Origin of the sequence: Aquabacterium sp. (genome assembly GCF_044226965.1) — a bacterium.
GTDB lineage: Bacteria > Pseudomonadota > Gammaproteobacteria > Burkholderiales > Burkholderiaceae_C > Pseudaquabacterium.
In genome coordinates this window covers 11,379-25,407 of the sequence record NZ_JBGAGA010000019.1, presented here as the reverse complement: position 1 = coordinate 25,407, position 14,029 = coordinate 11,379, and the positions used below count along the sequence as shown (strand labels likewise).

Here is a 14,029-nt window from a genome sequence, read left to right as displayed (position 1 = left end):
CTTCGCCTCAGGCCTTGCGCGCGGGCGCCAGCCGGCCCAGCAGCGCACGCGCCTGCAGCTCGGCCTCGGCCGCTGCTTCCAGCGGCGAGCGCACCAGCCCGGCCTGCGCGTAGTTCAGGTTCTCGTACAGCTGCGCCATGGCCGGGAACACGCCCAGCAGGCCCTTCAGGTGATCGTCCACCGGCACGGCCTGCAACTCCGCCGCGAGGCGCTGCGCCACGCTGCGGTACTGATCGGCCGCCACCTGGCCGGCGCGGTCCAGCTGTTCGAACAATTGCGCCAGCAGCACCAGCACTTCCAGGCGCTGCGGCACTTCGATCCGTCGGGTTGCTTGCATCATCGTCGCCCGGCTTCCCGTGGCTCCGAAAGGTCTCGATGCAGCCGATCTGGGGCCGGCGCCGCGCAATACAAGGGCCGTCGCCCGAAGCTGTCAGGGCTTTAGCCAGATGGTCGTGCCCTGCGCGCTGGCCGGCTGCGGCGCCGGCGTCTGCAGGTAGTACGGGTCCGGAATGGCCCGGCCATAGCTCTGCGCGCTGACCTTGCCGCTCTTCCACACCTGCACCAGCGTGTAGCCGAAGTAGCCGTGGTCCTTGTCCCACTTCCCTTCCGGCGGGCTGCCGCCGTTGCCGGCAATGATCTGCGGCACGGTGCCGCTGCCGAAGCTGCTGCTCAGGTTCGGCTGGTAGTTCCACTCGTGGGCATGGGCGGCCAGGTAGGCCCGCACCTTGGTGGCTTCGGTCGGCTGCTTCGGGTCCGGCGTGTTCAGCAGCCCGTACACGGCGCCGCCTTCGCTCTGCCGGATGTTGGACTGGCCGCTGTCGGGCGTCTTGCCCGGCACGACCAGCGGCTTGTGGCCCATCACGAAGATGTGGTCGATCTTCTTGTCCTGCTGCGCGGCGGCCAGCTTGCCGGCGAGCCAGTTCGTCGGCACGTCGCCGGCGGTGGTGGCGTCGATCATCGTGTCGGTGTTCAGCACCACGAACAGCACGCCGTGCTGTGCAAAGGTGTAGGACAGGCGCTGTTCGTCGTCGGCCAGCGCGTCGGCACCGCCCTTCTTCGGCCCGTCCTTGCCGGCGATGAAGGGCTTCATCGTCTGCTGCCAGTAGGCATAGGCCGGCGGGTTGGGCACCTCGTCGTCCGCGTCTTCGGTGCCGGACATCAGCAGCTCGTGGTTGCCGGTGAAGGCCACCAGATGCGTCTTGTGCTTGAGCTGACCCTTCACCAGCTTCGTCCAGTCGGCCAGCTGCTGCTGCAGCACCTTGGTGCCGCTCTTCTTGGCCTTCACCACGTCGCCGGCCAGGATCAGGTAGTCGGGCGGCGGGTTGGTGGCATTCAGGTCCCTGATCGTCTGCAGCAGCTGACCGACGTTTGCGCTGCTGGCCGAGCCGGTGGCCTTGACGCCGGCCTTGTCCAGCCGGTTGCAGCCGACGAAGGCGAAGGAAAACACCACCTTGTCCTCGTCGGCCGCCCGTGCGGCAGACGGCAGCAGCAGCTCGGCGGACAGCGCCAGCGTGAGTGTCGTGGCACGCATCGCGAAGGTCATGGCAGCGGTCTCCCTGTGCTTCAGGCCGCGGAGTATCAGCCGCACCTTGACCAGCGTCAGCCCGCAGTGGCTTATTGCGCTGTGTCGAAGGGCGACGCGGGCCGCGCCGCGACCAGCAAGGCGCGCGGCCGAGCGGCAGAGAGCGGCGTGCCGTCGAAGCCGCCGTACACCTGCTGCAGCGCGAAACCCTGCGCGGCCAGCAGCGCCCGCAGCTCGGTGAAGGCGTACAGCCGCACCGAGAACTCGGTGTCGCGCCGCTGCGGGCCGCGCAGGCAGGTGCGGCGGTCGAGCATGCGGCCGCTGGCCAGGTCGAACTGGAAGCGGTCGATCATCAGGTCGCCGTTGTCGCGCTCCACCACCTGCACCGGCGGGCTGCGCAGCATGTGCTCGCGGTTGCGCACGTCCAGCAGCAGCCGGCCACCCGGGCGCAGCGCAGCCCAGGTCTGCGCCAGGATGCGGGCGTGGTCTTCGTCGTCATGGAAGCCGAAGGCGTCGAACAGGCAGATCGCCGCATCGAAGGCCGCCGGCGCCTGGAAGGCGCGGATGTCGCCGAGCATGAATTCGCAGGGCAGGCCCTCGCGTGCCGCGTCGGCCTGCGCGTGCGAGATGAAGCCGGGCACCAGGTCGATGCCCACCGGCGCATGGCCGCGCCGGGCCAGTTCCAGGCTGTGGCGGCCATGGCCGCAACCCAGGTCCAGCACGCGGCTGCCGGGCGCCAGGCCCAGCGCCTGCTCGATGAACGCGCACTGCGCCGGCGTATCTTCCTCGGCCAGCGTGGGCGCCATGAAGTACAGGTACTCCTCGGCGTCGAAGAGCGCGGCGATGTCGAAGTGGCGGCTGTCGGCTGCGGTCATCCGCCGACGATAGCCGAGTTCAGGGCAGGTGCAAGCGCAGCACGGCCGGCAGGTGGCGGATGCGCAGCTCGCGGCCCTGCCACACCGCCGGGCGGCCATCGAGCGTGGCGGGCGGCAGGGCGCCTTCGCCCGGCCATGGCAGCACCAGGCCGCCGGGCGGCAGGCGCAGGCCGCTGTCGGCCACGTCCAGCTGCACCTCGCCGGCCGCTTTTTTCAGGCGATAGCTCAACAGACCATGGGGCGTGGCCAGCCCCTGCACCGCAACGCCCTCGTCCAGCCACCCGGCTGGCACGCCGGCGGCGATGACCAGCGACTGGTCGGACTCGCGCTCGTAGGCCAGCAGGTCCAGCACCGCGCGGATGAAGTCCGACGAGATCCAGGCATGCGGCATGTCGCCGATGAAGCGCGGCTCGCGCGCCTCGCGGCCCACCACCTCGGCCCACTGGTTCCAGGCCGCGGGCCGGCGGTCGGCCATGAAGAAGGCCAGGGCCTCGTGTGCGCGCTCGGGCCAGCCCAGTCGCAGCAGCGCGCCCACGTTGCGCAGCTCGTAGGGTGTGTAGTCAGACCAGGGCTTGGCACCCCCGCGCCGCTCGACGAAGCCCTGCCAGTAGCGCTCGAAGGTGCCCAGCAGCAGCCCCTGCGGCAGCGTGGCCTGCTCGCCGCCCGGCGCCAGCGCGATGGTCGTCGAGGTGGCATCGAAGTCGCCCAGCTCGGCCGCACCGGGGATGAAGCCGATGCCATGCTGCGCGGCCGAGGCCTCGATCGAGGCCAGCAGGTCATGGCGGAACTCGTCGCGCGAAGCCGCGATGCGCCGCGCCGCTGGCTCGTCGCCCAGCGCCTGGGCCAGCATCACCGCGTCCTTGTAGCCGCGCAGCGCCCAGAAGTCGTCCCAGTACGCGTGCATCGGCTTGGCAGAGTAGCCTTCGTGGCTGATCGAGGCCGGCAGCAGCCCATAGTTCACGCGCTGCGGGCCGCCCTGGTGGGCGGGCCCGCGCTCGCTGGCGCGCAGCGTGTCCAGGTGGCGCACCGCAGCGTCCACATGCGGCCACAGCATGCGCAGCAGTCCCAGGTCACCGCCGTAGCGGTACAGCTCGGCGATGGCGAACACCAGCTCGCCATGGCTGTCATGTTCGGCCACCGGATCGGCACCGCGCCGGTCCACGCAGCAGGGCACCTTGCCGCTGGCGAACTGGTGCGGCGCGAACCACTGCACGAACTCGCGCGCCGCGCCGGTTTCGCCCAGGCGCAGCAGGCCCTCGGCCATCATCGCGCCGTCGCGCACCCAGCTGCGGGCGTACGAGCGGGTGCCGGGCTGCAGCGCCGGACCTTCGCGCGAGACCAGGATCTGCGCCAGCGCGCTGCGCAGCGTGTCGTGCAGCGGCCGGGCCGCGGCGGGCAGCTGCAGCGTGACGCGGTTCAGGCGCTGGCGCCAGGCCTCGGCCAGGGCCTGCTGCTGACGCTCAGACCAGGCGTTATCGGCTCGGGCCTCGGGCGGCGGCCCGTCGAACGGCCCGCTCAACGGCGCCAGCCACGCGATCTCGCGGCTTTCACCGGGCGCCAGGTCCAGCTCATAGCGCAGCGCCGCGCTCGCCATGCCGAATGCGTCCTGCAGCTCCAGCGGCTGCGTCGCGCGCGGCGCGGCCAGCCGTTCGACGATGGCGCCGGCGTCGAAGGCGCTGCCGATGGCGTCGCTCGGCGGCTGCAGCGGCCACAGCCGCGGCTGGCCCTCGACCTCGAGCGTCGGTCCCGGCATCGCCAGGCGGTGCACCGGCGCGTCGCCACCGGGGCGGTTCAGGAACTGCGTTGGCGGGTTCACCTGCCAGGGCCGCAGCACCAGCGCCAGGGTCAGGCGCTGGCGCGTCTCGCTCGGGTTGCCCACGCGGTAGCGCATCAGCAGCTGCGAGCGCTCGCGCGTGCCCAATGCCAACGCGGTGATGTCCAGCGTCGCGCGGCGCAGCCGCCACTGCACGCCGGGCATCGGCAGGTAGCCCTCGGCCAGCGACTGGCTGACCACCGCGTCGGCCCAGGTCTGCACGCCGTCGGCGTCGACGAGAAAGGGCTCGACCGAGAAGCCGCCGGGCTGCAGTTCGACCGCCCCGTCCTCCGACAGCAGCGCACTGTGCGCCGCACCGCCATCGACACCGACCACGGTCCAGTACGGCTGCTCGCCACGGAAGCCGCGCGGGTAGTGGCCCCGCGGCGCCTCGCGCGCCTCGGCCTGCAGCAGCGCATTCCGGCTGGCGCCCCAGGCCAGGTCCTTCACCTCGACTTCCGCCAGCGCGTACTGCGGACCGGCGCCCTGCTGCAGCGTCAGCCGCACGAAGCGCGCTTCGGCGTCGGTCAGCAGCAGCGGCTGCACGCGGCGCTGGCCGTCGACCACGCGCCGCACGGTCTGCCAGCGCCGGCCATCGTCGGACAGCTGCACGTCATAGCGCGTGGCCTGGGCGCCTTCCGCCCAATGCAGCACCAGACCGCCGAATTCACGCGGCCGGCCGAAGTCGAGCTGCAGCCATTGCGGGCGGCGCGCATCGCTGCGCCAGGCGGTGTCGGCATCGCCGTCCAGCGCCAGCGCGGCGCCGGGCTTCGCCTGCAGCGACGAGGACGCGCTGAGCCGCGGCGCCGGCAGCGGTGCTTCGGCATCGGGCAGCGTGTGCAGCGCCAGCGCGTCGACGCACACCTGGCCGCGCCCGCCGCCCTGCCCGCTGGCCACCACCAGCTCGATGGCCGCGGCCTGGCGCAGCGTCTTGTCGGCGGCCGGGCCCCAGGCGAATTCGATCTGCCGCTGGCGGATCTTCAACGGCTGCCAGGCCGCCGGCGGCGTGAAGTCGGGCCGCTGGTACCACCAGACGTTGTCGCCGCTGGCATCCACCAGCTTGAGCTGGAACTGGTTCGACGCGCCCTCGCCGCGCACCTGCAGCGTGAAGGCATAGCGCGCCGGCAACGGCAGCGCCAGCCGGCGCCGCGCCACCGCATAGCCCGAGACGCCGTTGAAGTCGTAGTGCAGGCACAGCGCCCGGCCCTGCGGCCCCGCCGCGGGCTCGATGCGCGCGCTGACCTGTTCGCTGGCGCTGGCGGCCCAGGGCAACAGGTCCTCGAAGCCGTCGAGCAGGCGCGTGCCGGGCGCCGCGGCCGCCGCCATCGCGGCCGCCATGGCCGCGTACTTCAGGATCCAGCACCTCATCCCTTGACGCTCCCGACCATCAGGCCCTGGATGTAGTAGCGCTGCAGTGCCAGGAACAGCGCCAGCACGGGCAGCACGGTCACCACCGAGCCGGCCATCATCAGCTCGTTGTCCTGCACCCGTTCGCGCGACAGCGCCGCCAGCGCCACCGGCAGCGTGTGGCGCTCGCCGTCGGTCAGCACGATCAGCGGCCACATGAAGTCGTTCCAGCTGCCGAGGAAGGTGAAGATCGCCAGCGTCACGATGATGGGCTTGAGCAGCGGCACCACCACGCTGGCGAAGATGCGCCACTCGCTGGCGCCGTCGATGCGCGCGGCCTCGAGCAGGTCGTCCGGCAGGTTCATCGCGTACTGCCGCACCAGGAAGATGCCGAACACGCCGGCCAGGCCCGGCACCAGCACGCCGCCGTAGGTATTGACCAGCCCCATCGTCTTGAGCAGCAGGAACAGCGGCATCATCGCCACCTGCGCCGGGATCACCAGCGTCGTCAGCAGCGCGGCGAACACCCGCTCGCGGCCGCCGAAGCGCAGCTTGGCGAAGGCATAGCCGGCCATCACGTTGAACAGGCCCGACAGCAGCGTCAGCGCCGCGGCCAGCCCCAGGCTGTTGGCGAAGTAGCGGCCCATGCCGGCCCGCGCGAACAGCGTGTGGAAGTTCGCCAGCGTCGGCTGTGCCGGCAGCAGCGGTGGCGGCTGCGTGCTGGCCTCGCCCGGCTGCATCAGCGACACCGACAGCATCCACAGCAGCGGCGCCAGGGTCGACAGCGCGATGAAGGCCAGCGCCGCATTGACCGCCAGCGCGGCCAGCGGCTCGTTCGACCGGCGCGGCCCTGCCCTCATGCCAACGCCCCGCCCCGCCGCGCGCCGCGCAGCAGCAGCTGCGTGCAGGCCGCCATCAGCACGAACAGCACGAAGGCCACGGCCGAGGCCGAGCCCAGGTTCCACCACTTGAAGCCTTCCTCGTACATCAGGTACAGCACGCTGACGGTCGATTGCAGCGGCCCGCCCTGCGTCATCACGTAGGGCTCGGCGAAGAGCTGGAAGTAGCCGGCCATCGTCAGCACGCCCACCATCAGCAGGGTAGGCCCCAGCAGCGGCAAGGTGATATGGCGCAGCTGCGCGGCGGCACCGGCGCCGTCGAGGCGCGAAGCCTCGTACAGGTCCTCGGGAATCGCCTGCAGCGCGGCCAGCAGGATGATCATGTTGTAGCCGAAGTTCTTCCACACCGCGAACAGGATGATGGTCGGCATCGACCACGCGGGGTCGCCCAGCCAGTCCGGCCCGGTGATGCCGAGCGCGCCGAGCGCTGCATTCACCAGCCCGTAGCGGTCGTGGAACAGGTAGCGCCAGATCACCGCCACCGCGACCACGGTGGTGACCACCGGCGCGAACAGCGCGGTGCGATAAAGCGGCTTGAAGCGTGCCAGCCGCGAATGCAGCAGCAGCGCGCAGACCAGCGACACGCCGATCGACAGCGGCACGCCGACGACGACGAAATACACCGTGTTGCCCAGCGCCTTCCAGAACAGCGGCAGCTGCAGCACGTGGGCGTAGTTGGCCAGGCCGACGAAGCGCAGGTTGTGCCAGTCGGCCAGCGCGTAGAGGTCGAAGTCGGTCAGGCTCAAGGCCAGGCCGGCGGCCACCGGGCCGACGAAGAACAGCACGATCACGGCCAGCGCCGGCGCGACGAAGGTCCAGGCGGCGAGCTCGCGCTTCATCCCGCGGCTCCGGCCCGCGCGGCCGCGCGGTCGAGCAGCCAGCGGCGCTTCTCGAGAAAGCTGTCGACACGCGCATCGATCTCGCGGCCGACAGCGGCCGCCGGCGTGCCCTGGGCCACGCCGCGTGCGGCCACGTGCTGCATCTCGTTGGCAATGCGTTCCCACTCGGGCACGGCGGGCGCGGCGCGCACGCGCTCGAGCTGCTCGCGGAAGGCGCGCGCATGCACGTCGTCGCGCAGGGCTGGCGCGGCCCAGCTGCTGCGGCGCGGCGGCAGGTCGCCGGTCAGTTCGCGAAAGCGCTGCTGCTGCGCGGGCTGCGACAGGTACTCGATGAGCTGCCAGGCCGCGGCCTGGCGCGCCGAGTGCCGGAACAGCACCAGGCTCGAGCCGCCCGCGGTGGAGGCGCCCGGCCCGGCGGGCCCGGGCAGCGGCGCAGTCATCCAGTCGCCCTGCTGCGCGGCCGGCAGGCGCGCCTTGAATTCCTGGATGTTCCACGGGCCCGAGATGTAGAAGACGAAGGTGCCGCGGCCGATTTCCTGCCAGACGTTGCCGATCTGCATCTCGCTGGCGATGGGCGCCCAGCCCTGCGCGAACATCTCGGCATAGAAGGCGAAGGCGCGCTGGAAGCCGGCGCCGCTGAAGTTGCCGCGCCGGCCGCCGTCGCGCAGCAACTCGTCGGGCTGCTGCAGCGCCAGTGCCAGCAAGGGCTCGAACTCGTTGAGCGGCAGCACGATGGCGCGACGCCCCGGCGCGCTGGCGGCGATGGCACGCATCATCGTGCGCCACTCGGCCCAGTCGCGCGGCGGGTGGTCGAAGCCCAGCGTAGCCAGCAGGTCGCGGCGGTAGAACAGCAGCCGCGTGTCGACGTACCAGGGCACGCCATAGCTGCGGCCCTCGACCACGTTGGTCTGCCACAGGCCGGCGAAGTAGTCGTCGCGCTGGACGATGGCCGAGGCCTGCACGCGTTCGTCCACCGGCTGCAGCGCGTTCAGCGCCACGAACTCGGGCACCCAGGTGTTGCCCAGCTGCGCAAGGTCGGGCAAGGCATCGCCGGCAAAGGCGGTCAGCAGCTTCTCGTGCGCCGAGGTCCAGGGCAACTGCTGCACCTTCACGTGGATGCCGGGATGGGCGCGTTCGAACGCCGGCATCAGCTGCGCGACGACCTCGCCCTCGCGGCCCATGGCCCAGAAGCGCAGGGTCTGCGCGTCGCCTGCGCGCTGGCGGCCGCAGCCGGCAAGCCCGCCCAGCGCGGCAGCGCCGCACAGCGAGCGCCGGCGCATCGAGACACCGGTCATGTCATCCAGCCGCCCTGGAACCCGGCGCGTTGCAGGCCGCGCCGCAGATGCGGGTTCTTGCGCATCGTCTGCCACACCAGTCGGTTGCGATGGTTCGCGATCATCGCCAGGATCGGGCCCTGGTCAATGCCGAGGTAGTCCGTATCCACCCAGCCGAAGTCCGGCAGCACGCGGCCATTGCTGAGCTTCTCGCCCTGCGCCACGAAGCTGGTGTTGAAGGCGTCGAGAAAGCCGTAGCGGCCGTAGACCGTGTCGCCGAAACGACTGCGCAGCTCGCGCAGCGCGGGCAGCACCACTTCGGGCGCGAACGGCAACGAGCCGAGCGCCGCGGTGGGCGCCAGCGTGCCGTCGTCGTTGAGGCCTTCGATGCTGGCGCCGCGCGCGCTGTAGTCGCGGAACTGCTGCAGGCGGCCGCGGAAGTCGCGTACGCGCAGCATGCCGGGGCCGTCGCAGGCGGTGAGGCCCCACACGTTCTCGCCGTAATCCTTCCAGCCGCCGGGGTTGGCCATGGCGTAGGCGCGCTGGGCCAGCGTGGCGCGACGGCTGTTCTCGAAGTAGTCCAGCCCGCGTTCGCGCATGTAGGCATCGGCGATGCCCTGGAAGTCGACCCACACGTGCGAATACTGGTGCCAGAACAGCGGGCCGCCGCCCAGGTGTTGCTGGCCCATGAACGTGCCCCAGCTGCGGGCGTAGGTGCGGGTGAAGCCGGCCCAGGTGCCCGCATCGGCCGGATGGGTCGGCGAGCCCATCGCCAGCAGCATCAGCAGCATGGCCTCGTCGTAGCCGGTGTAGTCGATGAAGCGGGCGAAGCCCTGCTCGGGCGCCCAGCCCATGCTGATGAGGCCGGGGCGCTGCTGCATCCAGGGCCAGTCGATGCGGGCGTAGATGCGTTCGACGCGCTGGCGCAGCTCGGCCTCGACTGGCGTGTCGCGGTCGAAGAAGGCCTGCGCGCACAGCAGGCCGGCCACCAGCAGCGCGGTGTCGATGGTCGACAGCTCGACGCCCGCATCGAAGCGCGTGCCCCGCTCCAGGTGCAGGAAGTGGTAGAAGAAGCCGCGGTGGCCGGCGGTGCCGCTGGCCTGCGGGCCCTGCGGCGCCTCGTCGAAGAAGCGGGCGGTGATCAGGCAGCGCTGCAGCGCTTCGGCGCGCGTCACGTAGCCGCGGTCGACGCCGATCACATAAGCCGTTAGCGCGAAGCCCACCGCGGCCACGCTGGCCATCGGCGCGGTGCCCGGCCAGCGGTCCGGGCTCAGGCCGTTGGCCGGGTTGGCAGTCTCCCAGAAGTAGCGGAAGGTGCGCAGCGACAGGTCGTCGAGCAAGGCATCGTCGCTGCCCAGGTTGGTGCCACCAGGCTGCGGCGTGGTCTGCATCGGCACCGGGGCGGCGCCGCTGCCCCCGCCCGCGCCACTGCAGGCCGCCAGTGCGGCGGCCGGCAGCAGCGCCAGGCAGTCACGCCGAGAGGGCCCGGGGCGTCGGCTCACCACGCGAAGGACAGGCCCAGCTTGTAGGTGCGCATCGGCGCGCCGCGGCTGTTGGGCGTGCCGAGGTTGGCGTTGTCGCCGCCCAGGTAGTTCTGCGGGTTGCCCGGGCCACCGCCCCAGTCGTCGTAGCCGCCGTAGGTGATGGTGTTGAACAGGTTCAGCACGTCGAGCCGGATCGTCAGCTTGCCGATCGGCAGGCTGAAGCCCTTGGCCAGGGTCAGGTCGAACTGCGTCAGATCGTCCTTGTCGCCGACGCGGTAGACGCAGCTGGACCAGCCGGCCGAGCAATCGGTGATCTGGCGGATGCGACCCGACGCATAGGTGAGTTTGCCGGACAGCGCGATGCCCCAGGGCAGCACCTTGTCGGTGAGGCCGGTGGCCACCAGGCGGTGCTTGTCGACGTCGAGCGACGGGTTCCAGCCGCCCTGCCCCGGCTTGCCATAGGTCCAGTTGAAGATGTCGTTGGTCCAGCTGCGGTGCGTGGTCTTCGCATCGCTGTAGGCATAGGCCACCGACACCGACCAGCCCGAATCGCTGGTGTAGGGCTTCTCGGCCTTGATCGACAGCACGTCGGTCTTGGCCTGCGTGACGAAGTCGCCCAGCACCAGCGAGCCATAGCCGGACGGCCCGCCCCACAGCGGATCGATCGAGCTCTGCGTGCCGTAGCCGCCGTTCGGGTCGCGGTTGCCGTGGAACCAGTTGAACTGGTTCTTCGCATGGCTGCGCGTGATGGCCACCTCGGTGTTCCACACGCCCACCGCCTGGCGCAGGCCGAGCGAGAACTGGTCGGTGAACGGCATCTTGTGGTCGTTCTTGATCAGCCAGATCTCGCCGCCCGGCTGCGCGTTCTTCTGCATCTCGTCCAGCGCGTGGTTGGCCATCGCGCGGTCGTACGCGCGGCCGAAACCGCCGAAGATCACCGACGCCCGGTCGCCCTTCAGGTCGTAGCTGAAGCCGATGCGCGGCTGCCACGCGCCGGTGAAGGCCTTGCGGCTGCGCCCATTGGCGATGTACTGCTCGATGTCGATGCCGCCCTTGGCCAGCGACTGCGCGTAGGTCTGGCCCGGCGCCGGCTTGATGCCCGAGCGCTCGACGTCCAGCGCCCGCAGCGCGGCCACGCGGTCGGCGGGCGTGGCGTAGTCGTCGTTCAGCGCGTTGGTCTCGTAGTCCCAGCGCAGGCCGAGGTTCAGCTCGAGCTGCTTGTTGAGCTTCCAGTCGTCCTGGAAGTACAGGCCGAGCTGCTGGTTCTTGAAGCTCACGCCGGCCGGCGCCACCGCCAGGTCGATCTGGCACTGGTCGGTCTTGGTGACCCGGCCGCCGGTGGTCTCGGGCGAGGTGCCCAGGCAGTTGCCGTTGCTGCTGTTGTAGTAGGGCTGGCCGGTGGTCTTGTCGATGATGGTGCGGACCGAATCGACCCCGCGGAAGGTACCCGAGAGGTCGAACTTCAGGTCCTTGACCTTCACGCCACCCTTCATCGTGTGGCCGGCCAGGCCCGTGTAGCTCAGGTCCTCCGAGACGAACACGCCCGACTGCTTGCGCCGTTGCATGTTGGGCGAGCCGCCATCGAGCAGCACGTCGACGACGTTGTTGATGTTCGTCGTCGGCGAGGCGAGGTAGCGGATCAGCGGCGTGTCGGCGGCCGAATGCGGGTTCCAGGTGTAGTCCTCGTAGCCCAGGCGCGCCTCGCTGAGGAAGTCGCCACGGCTCCACTCGTGCTTCAGCGTCACGCGGTTCTCGGTGTTCGCGCGGTCGAGTTCATTGCCGGGCAGGCTGATGAGCTTGTCCTCCGGGATGTGGTCGGATTCGTCCCGGTAGCGCGCCGAGAGCTCGAACTTCTGGTCGGCATCGATCTGCGCATCCAGCTTGGCCAGCAGCAGGTTCTCCTTGAAGCTCGACTTGGTCGCGCCCTGCCGCGCCAGCAGGCCCGGCACGATGCCGGCATTGGCCGGGATCTGGTCGACATGCTGGGCCACCACCTGGCGCGGCTCTTCGATGTTCTTGCCGTCGTAGGCAATGAAGAAGTGCAGCACGTCCTGCTTGATCGGCCCGCCGAGCGTGAAGCCGTACTGATCCTGGCTGGTGTTCGGCCGCTTGATGCCGCTGGCTTCCGCCTTCTTCTCGAACGGGTCCTTGGCGGTCCAGTTGGTGCCGGTGCGGTCGAAGAACACGTCGCCGTGGAAGTCGTTGGTGCCGGACTTGGTGATGGCCGAGATCGCGACGCTGGAGACCTGGTCGAACTCGGCCTTGTAGTTCTGCGTGATGACCTTGTACTCGGCGATGGCCGACTGCGGGAAGGCATTGCCGCGCGTCGAATCGAGACCGGAGATGCCGCCGCGCAGGATGTAGTTCTTCTGGCCCACGCCGTCGATGAAGACGTTGACGTTGTCCTGGTTCTGCGCGCCGCTCTGCAGCTTGACCTGGCCGCTGCCCTGGTCGACGTCGAAGCGCACGCCGGGCGCCAGGTCGGCGAACGACAGGAAGTTGCGCGTCACCTGCGGCAGCAGCTCGATCTGCTTGCGCGAGATGGTGGTGCCGACCTCGCTGGTGCGCACGTCCTTGCGCTGGAGCGTGCCGATGATCGTGACCTGCTGGCCGCTGCCGCCCAGCGCGAGGTCGAGCGTGGCGGTCTCGCCGACCTGCACGGTGACGACCTGGGTCTTCTGCGAACCACCCGGGCCTTCGACGCGGATCTCGTACGAGCCCGGTGCCAGCCCCACCAGCACGTAGCTGCCGTCGGCCCGCGTGGTCGTGCGGTAGGTGTTGCCGTTGGCGGTGTTCTTCGCGGTCACCTGCAGGCCGGCCTGCGCGGCGGCGGTGCCGCTGCTGATCTGGCCCTGGATCGTGGAGGTGCTGAGCTGCGCCTGCGCGGTACCGGCCAGCGCGAGAAAGGCCGCCGCCGCCAACGCATGGCGACTGAAGGCCCGGATCTTGGTGTTCATCTGGTGTGTCTCCTCTTGGATGTGGGTGCGATGTGTCTGGCGAGAAACCGGCGCAGGATCTGGTGCTGCGGCGCGCCCTGCGCGGGGTCTTCGATGCACGAGGCCAGGCGCTCCAGCGCCAGCCCGCCGAGCTCGGTGATGCGGGCCCGCACCGTGGTGAGCGACGGGTTGATGAAGCGGCTGATCGGGATGTCGTCGAAGCCGGCCAGCGCAATGTCCTGCGGCACCTGCAGCCCGGCCTCGTTCAGCGCGGCCATGCAGCCGATGGCCATCATGTCGTTGGCGGCGAAGACCGCGGTCGGCCGCTCGGCCAGCGCGACGATCTGGTTGCCGACGCGGTAGCCGGACTCCTGCGTGAAGTCGCCCTGCAGCACCTGCTCCACTGCCTCGGGCCGCAGTTCGGCCAGCGCCGAGCGATAGCCGCGCAGGCGCTCGTGGGCTTCGAAGTTGCTCTCCGGGCCGGCGACGAAGGCGATGCGCTGGTGGCCGCGCTCGACCAGGTGCCGCACCATCGCGAACGCGCCGCTGTAGTTGTCGACCGCGAAGCTCGAATGCCGCCCGCCCTGGGCCTGCGTGTTCATCAGCACCGCGGGCAGGCCTTCGGGCACGTTGCCCCACAGGAAATCGGCGTTCGCATGCGGGCTCATCACCAGCAGGCCATCGACACGGCCATTCATCGCGCGCAGCGCGGCGGCCGCTTCGCTGGCATCGCCGTGCGAGCTGGACACCAGCAGGTGCAGGCCGCGCGCGCGGGCGGCGAGGTCGATGCCGCGGATCAGCTCGGAGAAATACTCGCCGTGCAGGTCCGGCAGCAGCGCGCCCACCGTGTGGGTGCGGCGCGAGATCATCGAGCGCGCCGCCTGCGACGGGATGAAGCGCAGCGCCGTGGCGATGCTCAGCACATGCTCGCGCGTCTGCGGCGTGACGTTCGAATGGCCGTTCAGCGCCCGCGACACCGTGGCCACCGACACCCCGGCTTCGCGCGCAACGTCCTTGATGGTGACCGCCATGGTGCCGGC

At 70.5% G+C, this 14,029-nt stretch carries 10 protein-coding genes; all 10 read right to left on the bottom strand.

The window, feature by feature from the left end:
- Positions 1 to 7: 7 nt before the first annotated feature.
- The 10 genes from ACILR4_RS10980 to ACILR4_RS10935 all read right to left on the bottom strand — a co-directional run bounded on the left by ACILR4_RS10980 (position 8) and on the right by ACILR4_RS10935 (position 14,020).
- The gene (locus ACILR4_RS10980) at positions 8 to 340 is read right to left on the bottom strand and encodes a hypothetical protein (protein WP_395700890.1); all 333 of its coding nucleotides are present in this window, start codon (positions 338 to 340) and stop codon (positions 8 to 10) included.
- Positions 341 to 430: 90 nt separating this feature from the next.
- Complete coding sequence (locus tag ACILR4_RS10975) at positions 431 to 1,543, bottom strand: metallophosphoesterase family protein (protein WP_395700889.1); 1,113 nt, start codon at positions 1,541 to 1,543, stop codon at positions 431 to 433.
- Positions 1,544 to 1,614: 71 nt separating this feature from the next.
- Entirely contained in the window at positions 1,615 to 2,397 is a 783-nt protein-coding gene (locus ACILR4_RS10970; RefSeq protein WP_395700888.1) for an SAM-dependent methyltransferase, read from the bottom strand.
- Positions 2,398 to 2,416: 19 nt separating this feature from the next.
- The gene (locus ACILR4_RS10965; protein ID WP_395700887.1) at positions 2,417 to 5,578 is read right to left on the bottom strand and encodes a discoidin domain-containing protein; all 3,162 of its coding nucleotides are present in this window, start codon (positions 5,576 to 5,578) and stop codon (positions 2,417 to 2,419) included.
- Positions 5,575 to 6,417 (bottom strand): carbohydrate ABC transporter permease, encoded by an 843-nt coding sequence (locus ACILR4_RS10960; RefSeq protein WP_395700886.1) that lies wholly within the window; start codon positions 6,415 to 6,417, stop codon positions 5,575 to 5,577. The genes ACILR4_RS10965 and ACILR4_RS10960 overlap by 4 nt, the downstream gene beginning before the upstream one ends.
- A complete protein-coding gene (locus tag ACILR4_RS10955) occupies positions 6,414 to 7,295 on the bottom strand; it encodes a carbohydrate ABC transporter permease (RefSeq protein WP_395700885.1) in 882 nt (293 codons plus the stop codon). The genes ACILR4_RS10960 and ACILR4_RS10955 overlap by 4 nt, the downstream gene beginning before the upstream one ends.
- A complete protein-coding gene (locus tag ACILR4_RS10950) occupies positions 7,292 to 8,590 on the bottom strand; it encodes a sugar ABC transporter substrate-binding protein (protein ID WP_395700884.1) in 1,299 nt (432 codons plus the stop codon). Before ACILR4_RS10950 ends, ACILR4_RS10955 begins: the two co-directional genes overlap by 4 nt.
- The gene (locus tag ACILR4_RS10945; protein WP_395700883.1) at positions 8,587 to 10,071 is read right to left on the bottom strand and encodes a glucoamylase family protein; all 1,485 of its coding nucleotides are present in this window, start codon (positions 10,069 to 10,071) and stop codon (positions 8,587 to 8,589) included. The genes ACILR4_RS10950 and ACILR4_RS10945 overlap by 4 nt, the downstream gene beginning before the upstream one ends.
- Entirely contained in the window at positions 10,068 to 13,010 is a 2,943-nt protein-coding gene (locus ACILR4_RS10940) for a TonB-dependent receptor domain-containing protein (RefSeq protein ID WP_395700882.1), read from the bottom strand. Before ACILR4_RS10940 ends, ACILR4_RS10945 begins: the two co-directional genes overlap by 4 nt.
- On the bottom strand, positions 13,007 to 14,020 hold the full coding sequence (locus ACILR4_RS10935) for a LacI family DNA-binding transcriptional regulator (RefSeq protein WP_395700881.1): 1,014 nt from the start codon (positions 14,018 to 14,020) through the stop codon (positions 13,007 to 13,009). The genes ACILR4_RS10940 and ACILR4_RS10935 overlap by 4 nt, the downstream gene beginning before the upstream one ends.
- Positions 14,021 to 14,029 lie beyond the last annotated feature (9 nt).

Coding starts and splice junctions, on each gene's coding strand:
- ACILR4_RS10970 (WP_395700888.1), bottom strand. CDS start 2,397: ATGACCGCAGCCGACAGCCGCCACTTCGACATCGCCGCGCTCTTCGAC.
- ACILR4_RS10940 (WP_395700882.1), bottom strand. CDS start 13,010: ATGAACACCAAGATCCGGGCCTTCAGTCGCCATGCGTTGGCGGCGGCG.
- ACILR4_RS10980 (WP_395700890.1), bottom strand. CDS start 340: ATGATGCAAGCAACCCGACGGATCGAAGTGCCGCAGCGCCTGGAAGTG.
- ACILR4_RS10955 (WP_395700885.1), bottom strand. CDS start 7,295: ATGAAGCGCGAGCTCGCCGCCTGGACCTTCGTCGCGCCGGCGCTGGCC.
- ACILR4_RS10975 (WP_395700889.1), bottom strand. CDS start 1,543: ATGACCTTCGCGATGCGTGCCACGACACTCACGCTGGCGCTGTCCGCC.
- ACILR4_RS10950 (WP_395700884.1), bottom strand. CDS start 8,590: ATGACCGGTGTCTCGATGCGCCGGCGCTCGCTGTGCGGCGCTGCCGCG.
- ACILR4_RS10935 (WP_395700881.1), bottom strand. CDS start 14,020: ATGGCGGTCACCATCAAGGACGTTGCGCGCGAAGCCGGGGTGTCGGTG.
- ACILR4_RS10965 (WP_395700887.1), bottom strand. CDS start 5,578: ATGAGGTGCTGGATCCTGAAGTACGCGGCCATGGCGGCCGCGATGGCG.
- ACILR4_RS10960 (WP_395700886.1), bottom strand. CDS start 6,417: ATGAGGGCAGGGCCGCGCCGGTCGAACGAGCCGCTGGCCGCGCTGGCG.